Source organism: Haloactinomyces albus, from assembly GCF_031458135.1.
GTDB lineage: Bacteria > Actinomycetota > Actinomycetes > Mycobacteriales > Pseudonocardiaceae > Haloactinomyces > Haloactinomyces albus.
Map to the genome: position 1 here is coordinate 470,212 of NZ_JAVDXW010000001.1, position 15,801 is coordinate 486,012.

General features: G+C 67.1%; 13 protein-coding genes. 3 read left to right on the forward strand and 10 right to left on the reverse strand.

Going from position 1 to position 15,801, the window contains the following annotated elements; all coding sequences use genetic code 11:
- Window positions 1–116: 116 nt before the first annotated feature.
- From nrfD to JOF55_RS02220, 4 genes are all read right to left on the reverse strand, one after another.
- On the reverse strand, window positions 117–1,142 hold the full coding sequence (gene nrfD / locus JOF55_RS02205; RefSeq protein WP_310268768.1) for an NrfD/PsrC family molybdoenzyme membrane anchor subunit: 1,026 nt from the start codon (window positions 1,140–1,142) through the stop codon (window positions 117–119).
- Window positions 1,139–2,020: a 4Fe-4S dicluster domain-containing protein gene (locus JOF55_RS02210; protein WP_374727358.1), complete on the reverse strand. Its 882-nt coding sequence runs from the start codon at window positions 2,018–2,020 to the stop codon at window positions 1,139–1,141. Before JOF55_RS02210 ends, nrfD begins: the two co-directional genes overlap by 4 nt.
- 79 nt (window positions 2,021–2,099) lie before the next feature.
- Window positions 2,100–5,351, reverse strand: a complete 3,252-nt coding sequence (gene fdh, locus JOF55_RS02215; protein ID WP_310268775.1) for a formate dehydrogenase — start codon at window positions 5,349–5,351, stop codon at window positions 2,100–2,102.
- 36 nt (window positions 5,352–5,387) lie between these two features.
- Window positions 5,388–6,182: a hemerythrin domain-containing protein gene (locus JOF55_RS02220; protein WP_310268777.1), complete on the reverse strand. Its 795-nt coding sequence runs from the start codon at window positions 6,180–6,182 to the stop codon at window positions 5,388–5,390.
- A gap of 169 nt (window positions 6,183–6,351) precedes the next feature.
- On the opposite strand from JOF55_RS02220, the gene JOF55_RS02225 reads away from it, so the two are divergent.
- From JOF55_RS02225 to JOF55_RS02235, 3 genes are all read left to right on the forward strand, one after another.
- Window positions 6,352–6,699, forward strand: a complete 348-nt coding sequence (locus tag JOF55_RS02225) for a hypothetical protein (protein ID WP_310268780.1) — start codon at window positions 6,352–6,354, stop codon at window positions 6,697–6,699.
- 126 nt (window positions 6,700–6,825) lie between these two features.
- The gene (locus tag JOF55_RS02230) at window positions 6,826–7,389 is read left to right on the forward strand and encodes a hypothetical protein (protein WP_374727359.1); all 564 of its coding nucleotides are present in this window, start codon (window positions 6,826–6,828) and stop codon (window positions 7,387–7,389) included.
- 58 nt (window positions 7,390–7,447) lie between these two features.
- Window positions 7,448–8,815 carry a hypothetical protein gene (locus JOF55_RS02235; RefSeq protein ID WP_310268785.1) on the forward strand — a complete coding sequence of 456 codons (1,368 nt, stop codon included), beginning with the start codon at window positions 7,448–7,450 and terminating at the stop codon, window positions 8,813–8,815.
- Window positions 8,816–8,850: 35 nt separating this feature from the next.
- Here the strand turns inward: JOF55_RS02235 and JOF55_RS02240 are convergent, their stop codons facing one another.
- The 6 genes from JOF55_RS02240 to JOF55_RS02265 form a co-directional block, all read right to left on the reverse strand.
- The gene (locus JOF55_RS02240) at window positions 8,851–9,144 is read right to left on the reverse strand and encodes a 4a-hydroxytetrahydrobiopterin dehydratase (RefSeq protein WP_310268787.1); all 294 of its coding nucleotides are present in this window, start codon (window positions 9,142–9,144) and stop codon (window positions 8,851–8,853) included.
- A 62-nt stretch (window positions 9,145–9,206) separates the two neighbouring features.
- Window positions 9,207–9,419, reverse strand: coding sequence for a DUF2795 domain-containing protein (locus tag JOF55_RS02245; RefSeq protein WP_310268789.1), 213 nt, complete (start codon window positions 9,417–9,419; stop codon window positions 9,207–9,209).
- A 225-nt stretch (window positions 9,420–9,644) separates the two neighbouring features.
- Window positions 9,645–11,246 (reverse strand): BCCT family transporter, encoded by a 1,602-nt coding sequence (locus JOF55_RS02250; protein ID WP_310268791.1) that lies wholly within the window; start codon window positions 11,244–11,246, stop codon window positions 9,645–9,647.
- A gap of 229 nt (window positions 11,247–11,475) precedes the next feature.
- Complete coding sequence (locus JOF55_RS02255) at window positions 11,476–12,381, reverse strand: LysR family transcriptional regulator (RefSeq protein WP_310268793.1); 906 nt, start codon at window positions 12,379–12,381, stop codon at window positions 11,476–11,478.
- 40 nt (window positions 12,382–12,421) lie between these two features.
- Window positions 12,422–13,375 (reverse strand): formylglycine-generating enzyme family protein, encoded by a 954-nt coding sequence (locus JOF55_RS02260; protein WP_310268795.1) that lies wholly within the window; start codon window positions 13,373–13,375, stop codon window positions 12,422–12,424.
- Window positions 13,368–15,713 (reverse strand): arylsulfatase, encoded by a 2,346-nt coding sequence (locus JOF55_RS02265; protein ID WP_374727360.1) that lies wholly within the window; start codon window positions 15,711–15,713, stop codon window positions 13,368–13,370. The genes JOF55_RS02260 and JOF55_RS02265 overlap by 8 nt, the downstream gene beginning before the upstream one ends.
- Window positions 15,714–15,801: the final 88 nt, after the last annotated feature.

Below are 15,801 nucleotides of genomic sequence, written 5' to 3' on the forward strand. Positions count from 1 at the left end.
TTCCCGCATTCCCGCACGCCCACACGTTTTCTCCCCATCGACCCCACGAAGACGGACTCTGCCGCGGCATCGTGGAGCACGACCACGGACCGGTGGGTTCCTCTGCGACCTCGGTCTCACACGTGGTCGGCACCCTCGGAACGAACCGGCTCGCCGCGGCGCAACCGTGCCCGCTGGGGAACAACGGTGTACTTGGGATCGTCGGCCGAAGCCGTGCCCGCGTGGAAAACGCCCCACCGGGTGGCAGCGGAAGCGGCGAGCAAGGTGGCACCGGACAGGGCATTGGCGATTCGGCTACCCCGACCCAGCAACGCACCGGCAAAGCCGACCACGGACAGCACCTTGCCTGCCCGCATGTACCGCCCCGAGCGTCCGGACGAATACGGCTCGGCCACCATGCCGAGACGCCGCTCCATCCACTGCGCGGACACCAACTCGACCGCCACGCCGAACGCTGCCATGTTGCGGGCAGGCGCGGCCTGTGCTGCCGGGGCGGCCAGCAGGCCGAGACCACCGGCGGCGGTGGCACCGGAGCCGACGAACATGAACGGCATCTCCCGGTAGCCATCGTGCCAGGCCGGTACCGCGGTATCGCTGACCAGTGCGGCGGTGTAGGCGGCAACGGCGGGGCCGAGCGCGGCCGCGCCCGCGGTGGCGGCTGCTCCGCAGCGGGGTACCCGACCGGTCCATGCCGATGCCGTGGCGATCCCCGCCAAGGGGGTGAATCCGGCGAGCAGCCAGGAGCCGACACTCATCGGCGAAGTCACCTTGAACACGCGCAGCATGTTCAGAAACCGACCGGGTTTGCCGAGGTCGTGCACCAGTGCGGCGAGCGAGAGTGCGGCTCCTCCGAACGCACCGGCCTTGGCCACCCGCGCCAACGCGGGCCGACCAGTGAGATCCGCACCGGGCGCCAGCAGGGACGCGGCGCCTGCCAGGCCTCCGAGGAACAGGTAGCCGGGAATGTCGGGGGACTCCCAGACCGGGCCGTTGATGACGGGGCGACCGTAGTACGAGGTGAACTCGGTGTCGCCTTCCGGAGGTTGCTCACCCTGCTTCCGCCCTGCGGCGACGCCGATCAGCGCTTCCCGGTCGGGCCGGGCTCCTCGTCGCCCCTGCTTGGTAACCTCCGATTCGCTCATGACCGCCTTCCGAATAGCGCATCGGCGAACGAGGCCGCCGCTGCGGCAGCGAGGGTGAGTGCGGCGGCGCCGACGCAGCGCCACATTGCGGGCAGGTCCCGGGTGGTGACCACCGGATCCGGCGGTAGGCCGTAGACCTCCGGTTCGTCCATCAACAGGAAGAACGCGCCGTCGCCGCCGACCCCGTCGTGGGGATCCTCGCCGTAGAGCCGGGCCCCGGTCTCGCCCGCGGAAACCAGCTGCTCGACCCGTCCCCGGGCACGCTCGCGCAGTTCGTCCAGCGGCCCGAACTGGATGGAGTCGGTGGGGCACGCCTTGGCGCAGGCCGGCTCCATCCCGTCGCTGAGCCGGTCGTAGCACAGGGTGCATTTCCAGGCCCGACCGTCGCCCTTGCGCTGGTCGATGACCCCGTACGGGCAGGCGGGGATGCAGTAGCCACACCCGTTGCAGATGTCCTCCTGCACGACGACGGTGCCGAACTCGGTACGAAACAGCGATCCGGTGGGGCACACGTCCAGGCAAGCCGCGTGGGTGCAGTGCTTGCAGACGTCCGAGGACATCAGCCAGCGCATCTGTCCGGGTTCTCCGGGAGTGGTCGGGGTGATACTCGCCTGCTCGGGGGGAGTACCCGATCCCTGTGCCGCCAGCGACAGCACATCGACATCCTCGTGCTGCACGCCGGGATCCTGCACGGCCAGCGGCTTGCGCTGTTCGATGAAGGCCACGTGCCGCCAGGTGTCGGCTCCCAGTCCCTCGCTGTTGTCGTAGGACATCCCGGTGAACACGAGACCGTCCTCCGGGATGGCGTTCCACTCCTTGCACGCCACCTCGCAGGCCTTGCATCCGATACACACCGAGGTGTCGGTGAAAAAGCCCATGCGTGGCGGAGGATCATCGTAGCCGCCCAGTGTGGCCGGGTCGGCCTCCCCGAACAGCGCCCGCGAGTTCGTGGCCACCTCACACCTCCGTTCCGGTTTGCTCGGTGATGCCCGCCTGCTCCTGGTACTCACGCACGAGGTCGGCGCGGGCCGCCCCCACCGGTCGACGCCCAGGCCGGATGTCGCAGGCCAACGCCTTCACCTCCTGAATGTGGGAGTTGGGGTCCAGCGAGATCGAGGACAGATCATTGAACGAGTCCCCGGTGCTGTAGCCGTTGGGGCCCCAGTGGTAGGGAATTCCGACGTGGTGCACCCGGCGGCCCCGGATCGTCATCGGCGTCATGCGCTCGGTGACCAGCAAGCGCGCCTCGACGGCACCTCGTGCGGTAACCACGGTGGCCCAGCCCAGGTGCTCCAGCCCGCGCTCGGCTGCCAACTCCGGCGACACCTCGCAGAAGAACTCCGGCTGCAACTCCGAGAGGTAGGGCAGCCAGCGGGACATGCCGCCCGCCGTGTGGTGCTCGGTGAGGCGGTAGGAGGTCAACACGTACGGATACACCTCCGTCCCCGGATCGTGACCGCTGGGCTGGTAGCGGTTGTTGGGATGCGGCCGGACCTGGCGGACCGGATTACGCTGCTGGGTGTAGAGCAGGTTGCTCACCGGCGAGTCCTGCGGCTCGTAGTGCGCAGGCAGTGGACCATCGGTCAGCCCGGCGGGCACGAACAGCCATGCCTTGCCGTCGGCCTGCATGATGAACGGATCGATGCCGGACAGTGCCTCGGCTCCTCTCGCACCGTCGGGTGGGCGGTAGTGCGGTGACTTGGACTTGTCGTAGTCCGGGATGTCGTGCCCGGTCCATGCCGCCTTCTCCGCATCCCACCAGATCAGGGCCTTGCGCTCGCTCCACGGGTTGCCGTCGGGATCGGCCGAGGCACGGTTGTAGAGGATGCGCCGATTGGCAGGCCACGCCCAGCCCCACTCGTTGGCGACCCAGTTCTGCTGTACCTGCGGCTTGCGCCGGGATGCCTGGTTGATGCCGTCGGTGTAGACGCCGCAGTAGATCCAGCAGCCACACACGGTCGAACCGTCGGCGTTGAGCTGTTCGTAGTTGGTCAGCGGGTTTCCGTCGGCTCCCCAACCGTTGATCTCGGCGAGCACCGACTCGGCCTCGGGCTCGTCGATCTCTCCCTTGGTGGGATAGTCCCAGGTCAGATCGAGTACCGGACGGTCCCTCTCGTCGACGCTGCCCGCGAGCTTGCGCTGGATGCGCCTGCCGAGGTGGTAGGTGAACCACAAGTCGCTGCGCGCATCGCCTGCGGGCTCGACGGCCTGGTGGTGCCACTGCAGCAACCGCTGCGTGTTGGTGAAGCTGCCGTCCTTCTCGGTGTGCGCGGCGGCGGGCAGGAAGAACACCTCGGTGCCGATGTCCTCGGTGTGCAGTTCCCCGGTTTCGATCTCCGGGCCGTCCTTCCACCAGGTCGCGCTTTCGATCAACGAGAAGTCGCGGACCACCAGCCAGTCCAGGTTGGCCATGCCCAGCCGCTGCATCTTCGCGTTGGCCGATCCGACGGCGGGGTTCTCCCCCATCAGAAAGTAGCCCTTGCACTCCCCCGCCAGTTGGGACCGGACCGTCTCGTAAGTGCTGTGGCTGCCGGTCAGCCGGGGCAGATAGTCGAAGCAGAAGTCGCTGTCCGGAGTCGCCGCCGGACCCCACCAGGCCTTGAGCAGGCTGACCATGTAGGCCCGCATCTCGGCCCAGTATCCCTTGCGGGTGGATTCCGCGGTGATGAACGCGTCGAGGTCCTCGTTGGAGTGCGCGTGCGGCATCGGGATGTAGCCGGGCAGCAGGTTGAACAGGGTCGGAATGTCGGTCGAGCCCTGGATCGAGGCGTGTCCCCGCAACGCCATCACTCCACCACCGGGGCGGCCGATGTTGCCCAGCAGACTCTGCAGGATGGAGGCCGACCGGATGTACTGCACGCCCACCGTGTGCTGCGTCCAGCCGACCGAGTAGACGAACGAACTCGTCCGGTCACGTCCGGAGTTGTCGGTGAGCAACTCGCACACCCGGTGGAACGTCTCCTGCGGCACGCCGCAGATCTGCTCCACCACCTCCGGGGTGTACCGGGCGTAGTGCCGCTTGAGCACCTGGAACACGCAGCGCGGATGCTCCAGCGTCTCGTCGTTGGTGATCTGGGCGGTGACCTCGGCCCCGCCCGAGCCGTGCGCCTCACCGCGGCCCGCCTGGCGCAAGCCGAAGCTGCCCTGCACTCGGTCGGCGTACTCCTTGTCGCGCTTCCCGGAAGCGGCCTGCACCTCGACGCCCTCGTACTGCCACGTGTGGAAGTCGTAGATCCGCGACTCCGGATCCAGCCCCGAGAAAACACCGTCGAGATCCTCGGTGTCGACGTAGTCCTCGGTGAGCACCGTCGGAGCGTTGGTGTAGGCGACCAGATACTCCCGGAAGTACTTCTCCCGGGTCAGAACATAGTTGATGATCCCGCCGATGAAGGCGATGTCGGTGCCCGCCCGCAACGGCACGTGGATATCGGCCAGCGCACTGGTCCGAGTGAATCGAGGATCGACGTGGATCAGGGTCGCGCCGCGTGCTTTCGCCTCCATCACCCACTGGAACCCGACCGGGTGGCACTCGGCCATGTTCGAACCCTCGATGACGATGCAATCGGAGTTCTGCAGGTCCTGCTGGAAGGTGGTGGCCCCTCCCCGGCCGAACGAGGTTCCCAAACTGGGAACCGTGGAGGAGTGTCAAACACGCGCCTGGTTCTCGATCTGAACGGCCCCGAGCGCGGTGAACAGTTTCTTGATGAGGTAATTCTCCTCGTTGTCCAAAGTGGCCCCGCCGAGGCTGGCGATCCCCATCGTGCGGCGCGTGCGCACACCGCTCTGCTCCCACTGCCAACCCTGCTGCCGGCTTTCGATCACGCGGTCGGCGATCATGTCCATCGCCGTGTCGAGATCGAGGGACTCCCATTCGGTGCCGTGCGGACGCCGGTAGAGCACCTGGTGTTCGCGAGCCGATCCGGTGGTCAGCTGCAGGCTCGCCGCGCCCTTCGGGCACAACCGCCCCCGGCTGACCGGCGAGTCCGGGTCACCCTCCACCTGGGTGACCTTGCCCTCGGCGACGTAGACGTTCTGGCCGCAACCCACCGCGCAGTAGGGGCAGACCGACTTGACGACCTTCTGCGCGGTCCGCGTTCGCGGGGCGAGATGCTCGCTGGCCGAGCTTTTGGCCGCAGCACCGCGCCCGTAGGGATCACCGGCACCGATTTGCCGGAGGACCGGCCACCCGAGCCAGTCACGCACACCCATCGAATGCCTCCCGTGTGTCCTCTCTCCGGCACCGGATCACCGGCTACTGTCCTGATTGGTCACCTGGCGTAATACCTCTCCCAGCGACTCCAGCTCCTCGGCCGACATCACCCGGCGCAGTTCGAGAAACAGGTGGTCCTGGTAGGCCGCATGCTGGTGCGACTGCGAAATCAACCGCCCCACCAGTTGGTCGAACTCCTCGCTGTCGGCGGCGTGCTCGCCGAGTGCGCTCAGCGTTTCCTGCTCCTGCTGTTGCCGCTGCGCAGCACCATCGGCCCAGCGATCACCATCGGGCAATGCCCGCCGCACGGCGGGCCAGAAGTGTTCGTTCTCGATCGTTTCGTGCCTGTTCAGCATGGCGGTGATCGAGCCGACGAGCTCCCCGCGCTGGGCGATCTGCTCCGCCGACCCACCGGTGCTGTGGCCGGGCAGTGTCTTGAGTTCCTTGATCATCGCCGCGATCCGGTTGTGCTCGCGGGTGAGCACCACAGTGGCGCCGCCCTCGTCCGGTTCCCGGAACCGCTCCGACTTTTCCTCGCGCCGGGCGGTGGCCTCCCGCAACTGCGGGTCGGCCCGGACTCGAGAGCGGATCCACCGGCGCACCCTCTCCTTGGAGGTCGGGTTCTCCGCCGGCGGATTGGCCAGAGCCTGACCGGCCGGCTGGGCTCCGCTGCGCTGCCTGTCACCGGTGGGCAACGTGTCACCGCCGTCGGCGGGCACGCCGGTGGCGATCAGATGTGCCTGCCCCGCCGGAATGCCCAGGCGCTCGCCGATGCTCCGATAATCCAGGCCCTGGTCGAGAAGTTCCCGCACCTGCTGCCTGCTGGGCATCGGTCACCTCCGCACTCTGCCCGGATCACCCGCCCTACCGTGCACCCGAGCGCAGCGGCACGCCACTCGAGGCCGCGCAGCACACAAGCGAGAGCACGTTGCCCTGGCATTTTCGGCACCAAAGTCCCTCGCAGGCTTGAAATCGGATCCTTCGGGGTATGCGTAGGCCATGAACGAGACCGAGCCGAGCGGTCATCGCGGCGACGGTTCCTGGCAGCAGCTCAGCCAGGCGCTGACCGGTGTGGCCGCAGTGTGGCGAATAGCGGGATCCTCCCAAGCACAGTCCGGCCCCGAAAGCGTTCCCGCTACTCACCAACTCGGACAGACCGAGGCGAACGAACTCGCCCGATCCGGGTATGAGGCGATCGAAGCGCTGGCGGGAATCGCCACGGTGCTGTCCGGACAGGAAGGAGCGGTACAGGCATGGGAGTCGGCCCGGGAAGCTCAGCAGGAGGCCTGGCGGCACTGGCGCGTCGCCATGGACGCTCAGGTTCCCGATGAGGACACGCCCCCCTGACGCCCACCCGGCGTGCCCTTCCACGCACCCGAGCGGAACTTCCGGGGAAACCATGCGTTCGAATCGTCTCCGGCCGGGTACCCGAAGATCATGGACAACAAGGGAAATCACCATCGTTCGGCACGGATGCGTGCACGGGCGATGAGCGTGTTTCGGCGCGGTGCTGTACACGGATGTGCTGCGGGCACTGTCGGGGTCGCGGTGATGACGCTGGGGGAGGAACTGGAGCAGCGCTGGACGGGGCGGCCGAACTCGCACGTGCCGGGCCGCACTCTGGCACGGTTGCTCGGGTCTCCCCTGCCACCGAGCAGAATGAACCTGCTGATGCATCTGGGCCAGGGAGCGCTGCTGGGCATGCTCCGGGGCGTGATGGCGGACTCGGGGCTGCGGGGACCGTGGTCCTCGGCGATGTTCGCCGTGGTGCGCCTGACCAACGACCAGACCCTGGAAAACGCCAGCGGTGTCGGTGCGCCGCCGTGGACGTGGCCGCGCACCGAACTCGTCGTCGACCTGGCGCACAAGGCCGTGTATGCCCTGGTGACAGGGCTCGTGGCCGACAGGCTGGCCGCCCGGATCGGCCCGGGGCCGGGCCTGCAGCACGCGCGGCTGCGCCACGGTCGTCATCCCGATATCGGCCCGGTGGAGCCCGTGCCGACACCGACCCCCGAGCAGGGCAACGAACGGCGATAACCGCCGCGCGTCCGACCTCGGACCCGAAAAGCCACCGGCACATCGTAACTTGACAAGCGTGCGCACGAAGCCGAGTCAAGCAGCACCCCCGCAATCACCACGGCCCCGGTGGCAGCGAGCCCGCCCCCTGCTTGCCGACCTGGCCGTTGTACTCGCCGGGGCATGGCTGGTGTGGCGTGCCGGTGTCGTCGGGCAGCGGCTGCTCGATCAGGGTGTGAACCTGTTCCTCGACTTTCCCCCGCTCTTCGCGAGCTGGGCGCCACACACCGGTCCCGGCACGGTCCCGGCGATCCTGATCGCGCTCACCGTCGTTCTCGGCGGTCCGATACTGGCCACACGCCTGCGTTGGGGACCGCTCCTGGCGGTCACCTACCTGGCCACACTGGCGTGGACGATCAGCATGACCCTCATCGACGGCTGGCGGCACGGCGTCCTGGACAAGCTGACCAGTAGCAAGAACTTCCTGGCCGAAGTTCCGCGCGTCGACAGCATCCCCGCGATGCTGCGGGAGTTCACCGACCACATCGTGGCGGGCCCCGGCTCGTGGGCGACCCACGTGGCCGGCCACCCGCCGGGCGCACTCATGATTTTCGTCGGGATGGACCGGATCGGGCTGGGCGGCGGTGTGGCCGGTGCCGCCCTGTGCGTGCTCGTCGGTGCCACGGTCGGTGTCGGCATCGGGGCAACCCTGCGTGCACTCGGTGAAGAGCACGTGGCCCGTAAGCTGCTGCCCTTCACGGTCCTGATGCCCGGCGTCGTCTGGGTGGGCGTTTCCACCGACGGCCTGTTCGCCGGCGTCCTGACCGGTGGCGTGGCACTACTGGCGATCGGTACGAGCCGAGAAGGACTTGCCGGGGATCTCACGGCGCTGTGTGGTGGTCTCCTGCTGGGCTACACGCTGTATCTGTCGTACGGTCTCGTCCTCGCCGGGCTGCTGCCTCTCGTGGTACTCGCATTGACCCGCCGGTTGCGACCGAGTCTGGCCGCCGTACTCGGGGTGGCCGTGGTGGTGGGCCTGTTCACCGCCGGGGGCTTCTGGTGGTGGGAAGGCTACGAACTGGTCGAGGTGCGCTACTACCAGGGAATAGCCGCCACTCGGCCCTACAGCTACTTCATCTGGGCCAATCTCGCCTGCCTCGTGCTGGCCACCGGCCCCGCCGTGCTCGCCGGGGTGCGACGACTCGCCGCCGCACCCCGGAGCCTGGCGATCGGGGCTCGCCTACTGACATCGGCCACGCTGCTTGCCGTGGCCATCGCCGACCTGTCCGGGATGAGCAAGGCCGAGGTGGAGCGGATCTGGCTGCCGTTTTCGCTGTGGCTCGTCCTCCCCTGCGCCCTGCTCCCCCAGCGCCAGGTCAAATGGTGGTTGGCCGCCCAGGCCATGCTGGCTCTGCTGATCAACCACCTACTGCGTACCCGCTGGTGAGCCGGTGCGCCCGGAGGTCGACGGGCAGCACCGGTTCAGCCGGTCTGCCGGAGAGCCTCGATGCGATCGGCCAGCCCCAGATCGTTCTCGGTCACCCCGCCCTCCGAGTGTGTGGTGATCCGCACCGTGAGGCGGTTGTAGTCGTGCACGCTCAGATCCGGATGGTGATTGGCCTCGTTGGCCAGGTGCGCGATCGCATTCGCGAAGGTCATCGTCGCCAGGAAACCCTTCAACTGCCACGTCTTGCGCACCGTGCCATCGCTGTACTCCCACTCGGGAAGTTCGGCCAGCCGGTTGTCGATCGTGGTTCGGTCCAGCAGTTCGGGCACGAGGTTCTCCATTCTTGTCGCGGCAGTCCGAAACGGCCAGGATGGTGCACTCGCCGATCGGCTCAGCCCGAGAGTTCCTCGTCGGGCCGCTGCGGCACAGCTTGCTCGACTTCCTCGCTGCTGCCGTAGCTGCCGTCCGGAAGCGATTCCAGCGCCCGCAGGGTCTTCTCCGCGGCCCCACGGTCTTCGGCATAGGCCACCAGGTCCGACTTCTCGGCAGGGAACTCCAGTCCCTGCAGTGCTTTCGTGACGCGTCGTTCGTCCGAATCGGTCACCGTTGTTCTCCTCGACGTGATCATCGTAGCGCTCGTGCCTGCCCGGTGGTCCGCCCTTGTCGGCGGACACGCCGGGTCCTTCCTCCGGAGTACCCACGCAGCCGCCGTTCACACGTGAGGCAGCCGAGCGCGGAGAGGACATCAGCAAGCCGTCGGCGAACATCCCGATCAGCGCAGCAGGTAGCCGTGAGTTATCTGCGGTGGCCACCGACGGAACAAGCGCACTCATCGTTCCAATGCTTCTCGCACCCGGTCTTCGGATTCGGTGGGGCGGCTGCACGAGTGCTCCTCCGAAAGGGACAAGGACTCCTCCCGGTGGGGGCCGTTCTCCTTCGAGAGGGTCTTGTAGAAGGCCACGCAGATGCCGACCAGGATGACCACGAACGGTGTCCCGATGAGCACCGAGGCTTTCTGAAGCGCGCCGAGTCCGCCGGAAACCAGCAGGACCGCCGCGACGCCGGCCAGCAGGATTCCCCAGAGGAGCCGGACCCAGGTCTTGGGATTCGTAGAGCCACCGGTGGACAGCTCGCCCAGCACAACGGTACCGGCGTCCGCACCGGCGACGAAGAACACCCACAGCACCACCAGCGTGATAATCGACAAGAGGATGGGCAGCGGGTACTCCTGAATGAAGACGAACATCCCCGCAGCCGGGCTTTGCTCCACGGTCTCGGCGATATCGGAGGCCTGTCCGCCGCGGGCCAGTTGCAGCGCCGCTCCGCCGAACACAGCGATCCAGATCATGCTGACCACACTGGGGACGAGAACGGTGGCCACGACGAACTCGCGAATGCTGCGTCCACGGGAGATGCGGGCCATGAACATTCCCACGTACGGGGCCCAGGCGATCCACCAGGACCAGTAGAACACGGTCCAACTCCCCAACCACTCCGTGTTCGGACTGAACGCGTCCAGCCGGAAACTCATCGGGATGATGTTGCTCAGGTAGTTACCGATTCCCTCGGTGAAGACGTTGAGCTGTGTGATGGTCGGTCCGACGACGAAGTAGAAGACGAGCAGCAGCGGGGCGATGAGCATGCTGATGTTGGCGAGCCACTTGATGCCGTGCTCGATCCGCGTCGTCGCCGAGACCATGAACGCCGCCGTGGTGAGTCCGAGGACCACGAGCTGCACCAGTACCACCGTGGGAAGCCCGAACGTCTGACCGAGTCCGGCCGTGATCTGCAGTCCGGCCTGCCCCAGGGCCACGGCGATGCCGAACACCACCGCAAGCACCGCCAGGATGTCGATCGTCTTTCCCACGGGGCCGTCGACGCGATCGCCGATCAGGGGGCGGAAAATGGTGCTGAGCAGTGCCTTTTCACCCTTGCGGTGGGTGAAGTAGGCCACGGCCAGACCGGCGGTGGCGTAGATCGCCCAGGGGTGCAGCGCCCAGTGGAAAAAGGAGTACTGAACGGCCACCCCGGCGGCCTCTTCGGAGCCGGGCCTGGCGAGGCCGAACGGCACGTTGACGTAGTGCGACAACGGCTCGGCCAGGCCCCAGAAGATGATGGAGGGCCCCATGCCCGCCTGAAACATCATGGCGAACCAGGACAGGCGGCCGAACTCGGGCCTGTCGGTTTTCTTCCCGAGTTTGATCCTGCCGTACCTGCTCACCCCCAGGTAGATGACGAAGATCAGGAACAGGTTCGCCGCGAGCAGGAAGAACCAACTCAGGTGCGATACGACGTAGTCGAACAGTCGAGTGGTGACGACGCTGAAGTTCGTCGGCGCGACCCCACCCCAGAGGACGATCAGTGCCGAGACCACGACGGAGACGACGAAAACGGCTCCGATCGTGGTCTGTTTACTTTTTGATGTTCGCATAGAAACCACTATCTTTTAAGGTTGGAGACGTGCGGACAAAGCGGACGCTGTCGACGATCCGGGGTCACGATGACTCGATATACACTACCGCGAAATCATCAGCGGCCCGAACAAAATAAAATTATGACCAAGAACACGATGACATTCCGGAACTCGGATGGTCAACACATCGGCACGAATCCGCGCAGATCAATTCCGAATCGGATTAATTGAGGGCAGCCGGGCCGATTCACGTTTCCGGTTCCGGCCCGTCGGACTCGAATGCGAACCGACGCGCCAGCGCGACGAATTCCGCCGCCGCGGGCGAGAGCGGCCCGGAGCGCCAGAACAGGACCCCGCGTCGCAGGACGCGGGGCCGCAGGGGCAGCACGACCGCTCCCTGCTGGGCGGCATCCCGGGCCATCGACCTCGGCAACAGGGTCGCACCCGCACCGGTGAGCACAAGCGGAACGACCATGGCCTGGTGCGCCGTCTCGACGGCGATTCGGGGGCGCACGCCGAGCGTGCCCACCACGTCATCGATGACCTCACGGGTCGCCGTCGACTCCGGGGTGGTCACGAAGTCCAGGGTGGCCAACTCGGCGATGCTCAGCCGAGCACGCTCGAACGAGGACCAGTCGGGGGGAAGCACGGCGTGGATCTCGCGTCCCCGCAGCATGATGCTGTCCATCTCACGAACGGGAGCCGGGGAGTCGGCCATGCCGAGCTCACACTCACCTGCCCGCACCGCGCTGGTCACATCCGAGCCGGCTTCCGGATCGGATATTCGGATCGATACCTTCGGATACTCCCGCAGGAACTCCCCGACCAGCGCGGCCAGCGGGTCCACCGCCAGTGTCGTCTGCGAGACGATGTCCAGCTGGCCTCCGCTGATCCCCAGGACCTCGCGTACCGAGTCGGCCGCCGTGCTCAGATCACGCAGCACCTGACGCGCGGGCTCCCGCAACACCTCACCCGCCGGCGTGAGGACCACACCGTGCGCCAGCCGATGAAAGACGCGCCCGCCCAGCTTCTGCTCGAGCGTGGCGATCGCATGCGACAGGGACGGCTGTGCCACTCGAAGTGCCTGGGCCGCGGCGGTGAAGCTGCCGTGCTCGGCGATGGCCAAGAAATACTCCAGCTCCCGGCGTTCCATATCGCCCTGCCCCTCTCCTGGTCGGGCCGTCCACGTGGGCCTATGCGTTGCGGGCGCAGCGGAAGCCGGTGTTGCCGATCGAGGTATCCGGTGTGATTCCCTGACGCGCGCTGACGCGGTAACGCCGACAGTACGACTCGTGGCACAGATACGAACCGCCACGGGCGATGCGGCGGGTCCCGTGGGCGGGCCCGCGTGGATTCGTCCGGGGCTTCCGCGAGGGGACAGTGTCGTCGAACCAGTCGTGGCACCATTCCCAGATGTTGCCGGTCATGTTGTACAGCCCGTAGGCGTTGGCCGGGAACTGTGCGACCGGGCACGTGCCGTACCAGCCGTCGGCGCGGGTGTTGTGCTGTGGGAACGTGCCCTGCCAGACGTTCATCCGATGCCGACCGTCGGGTTCCAGTTCGTCGCCCCAGGGGAAGGCGCACCCCTGCAGTCCCGCTCGGGCGGCGTATTCCCACTCCGCCTCGGTGGGCAGGCGCAGCCCTGCCCACTCGCAGTAGGCCTTGGCGTCGGCCCAGGTCACATGTACCACGGGATGGTCCTGGCGGGTTCGTACATCCGACTGCCCCCCTTCCGGGTGGGCCCAGTCGGATCCCTCCACGACCCGCCACCACGGCGCCGCAGCGACGCCTTGCGTGGGCGGGAAGTCGTCCGGCAGGAGCCCGCCGAAAACGAAGGACCAGCCGAACCGTTCGGCCTCGGTGCGGTAGCCGGTCGACCCCACGAACGCCGCGAAGTCCGCATTGGACACCGCGGTGGCACTGATCCAGAACGGGTCGAGGGTGACCGGGCGGACCGGCCCCTCCCCGTCATCGGGATAGGCACGCGAGTCCTCGCTGCCCATCAGGAAGTCGCCACCGTCCAGCAGCACCATTCCCTCGGTGCTTCCGGAGTCGCCGGTATTCGGGTGTGTCGTGGCGGATGCCTGCCCGCTCCCTCGTACGATCGAGGGAGCGCAGCAGCCACCGCCCGTGGGTGCCTCACTCATGTGCTGTCCGGAAATGCTCACGTCCCTCGGCAGCCTCGCGGTCACTGTGCATCTCGCCACTCAGGTCGATGCGCACCGACTCCAGCCGCCCACTGAACCGGTTGTCCACCGGCGCGTAGTCCTCGGTGACCGGTGAGGCCCGGTCCATGCCGATGTCGAAGGTCTCGTCGAAGGCGAAGTAGTATGGGATCGTCCCCTCGACACGACCCTTGTCCACCTGCTCGCCGCCGACGTGCAGCGTGGCATCGCCGCCCTTGCCGACGCCGCCACCGTCGTAGTCGAAGTCCAGCCTTATCTCGTGCCGCCCGGCGGGCAGCACGTCACCTCGGACCTTGTAGACCTCCAGGCCGAAGTAGTTGTAGGCATAGACCGGGCGCCCCTCGTGCAGGTACAGCGACCAGCCACCGAAACGCCCGCCCTGGGCCACCAGGACACCGTCGGCGCCGCTGTCGGGCACCTCGAACGCGGCGGTGACCGAATGCGAGCGGTTCTTGACGTTGGGCGCGGTCTCCTCGGTCAGGCGCGCGGCACCGGGGTGGAAGGTCACCGACCGGCGATCACCCATCAAATCCAGCCGCCCCGCCTCCTTCGGGTTCTCCCGCTCGGTCATCCGGTCGTCAAGCGGGAACACCTGGTGCTTGGCGGCCTCGATGAGAAACAGCTGCTGCAGTTCGCGCAGCTTACCGGGATGCTCGGCCGAGATGTCGCGGGCCTGCGTCCAGTCGGTGTTGGTGTCGTAGAGCTCCCAGCGATCGTCGTCGAAGTAACGCCGTCGCCCTTCCTGGACCATCTCCCACGGCGTGCCGTGGCGGGTCACCGCCATCCACCCGTCGAGATAGATGCCCCGGTTGCCCACCATCTCGAAGTACTGCAGGCGGTGCCGATCGGCGGCGGCGGCCTCGTTGAAGCTGTAGAGCATGCTGGTGCCCTCGACAGCCTGCTGGGACACCCCGTTGACGGTCGAGGGGTGCGGTAGTCCGGCCGCTTCCAGCACCGTCGGCAACACGTCGATGACATGGTGGAACTGGTTGCGGATCCCGCCGCGCTCGGCGATGCCTCGTGGCCAGTGCACGACCATCCCGTCGCGGGTACCACCGAAGTGGGAGGCGACCTGCTTGGTCCACTGGTACGGCGTGTTCATCGCCAGCGCCCAGCCGACCGGGTAGTGCGCGTGCGTCGTCGCATCGCCCAGCGACTCCCGGTGCTCGTTGATGAACTCGGCGCTGTCCTCGATACCGCTGGCGATGCGGTGCTCGTTGAGGGTGCCGCCGAGCCCGCCCTCGGCCGAGGCCCCGTTGTCTCCGAGGATGTAGACGAACAACGTGTTGTCCAGCTCACCGATCTCCTCCAACGCGTCGACGAACCGGCCGATCTGCACGTCGGTGTGCTCGGCAAAGCCCGCGTAGAGCTCCATCAGTGAAGCCGCCGAACGCTGTTCGGCCTCGGAGAGCTCGTCCCAATGCGGCACGCCCTCGGCCCACGGCGCAAGCTCCGCGTCCTGCGGGACCACACCCAGCTCCTTCTGACGCTGCAGCGTGATCTCACGCTGGCGGTCCCATCCGTGATCGAAGCATCCCCGGTACTTGTCCCGATACTCCTGGGGCACGTGGTACGGCGCATGCGTGGCACCGAACGAAAGATAGGTGAAAAAGGGGTTGTCCGGTTTGAGCGAGTGCTGGTTACGCACCCAGTCGATGGCCTGGTCCACCTGGTCTGCGGACAAGTGGTATCCCTCCTCGGGCGTCCGGGAGGGTTCCACCGGCGTCGTACCGTCGAACAACACCGGATACCAATGATTCATCTCGGCGCAGAGGAAACCGTAGAACTTCTCGAATCCCTCTCCCGTGGGCCACCGATCGAACGGCCCCGCGGCACTGACATCACGGGCGGGGGTCTGGTGCCACTTGCCGAACGCCGCCGTGTTGTAGCCGTTACCCTGCAGCACCTGACCGATCGTGGCCGCACTCAACGGACGCACACCGCTATACCCCGGAGCAGCACTGGCCATTTCCGTCGTCGCTCCCATCCCGACCGAGTGGTGATTGCGGCCGGTCAGCAGGGACTGCCGGGTCGGCGAGCACACAGCGGTCACGTGGAATCGGGTGTAGCGCAGCCCGTCCTGGGCGAGCCTGTCCGCGGTGGGCATCTCACACGGCCCACCGAACGCACTCGGCGCGCCGAACCCCATGTCGTCGAGCAGAACCACCACCACATTCGGGGCACCTTCCGGTGCCCGCAACGGCTGCGGCGGCTCATAGGCCGGGTCCTGATCACGCACGTCCAGCGAGGTGGGGGACGGCTGGGCGGTATCGGGAATCGGAAGCTGTTCGCGGTTCATCGCAGCCTCGGCCACGCTCGACCTCCTGTCGTACATCACATTCATGCATCCGCACCGGAATACCGAGGTCCGGCGCCATTCGGCGAAC

Bases quoted from the DNA above. Each gene is read 5' to 3' on its own strand.
- nrfD (WP_310268768.1), bottom strand. From the start codon at position 1,142: ATGAGCGAATCGGAGGTTACCAAGCAGGGGCGACGAGGAGCCCGGCCC.
- JOF55_RS02210 (WP_374727358.1), bottom strand. From the start codon at position 2,020: ATGGGCTTTTTCACCGACACCTCGGTGTGTATCGGATGCAAGGCCTGC.
- JOF55_RS02220 (WP_310268777.1), bottom strand. From the start codon at position 6,182: ATGCCCAGCAGGCAGCAGGTGCGGGAACTTCTCGACCAGGGCCTGGAT.
- JOF55_RS02225 (WP_310268780.1), top strand. From the start codon at position 6,352: ATGAACGAGACCGAGCCGAGCGGTCATCGCGGCGACGGTTCCTGGCAG.
- JOF55_RS02230 (WP_374727359.1), top strand. From the start codon at position 6,826: ATGCGTGCACGGGCGATGAGCGTGTTTCGGCGCGGTGCTGTACACGGA.
- JOF55_RS02250 (WP_310268791.1), bottom strand. From the start codon at position 11,246: ATGCGAACATCAAAAAGTAAACAGACCACGATCGGAGCCGTTTTCGTC.
- JOF55_RS02255 (WP_310268793.1), bottom strand. From the start codon at position 12,381: ATGGAACGCCGGGAGCTGGAGTATTTCTTGGCCATCGCCGAGCACGGC.
- JOF55_RS02260 (WP_310268795.1), bottom strand. From the start codon at position 13,375: ATGAGTGAGGCACCCACGGGCGGTGGCTGCTGCGCTCCCTCGATCGTA.
- JOF55_RS02265 (WP_374727360.1), bottom strand. From the start codon at position 15,713: ATGAACCGCGAACAGCTTCCGATTCCCGATACCGCCCAGCCGTCCCCC.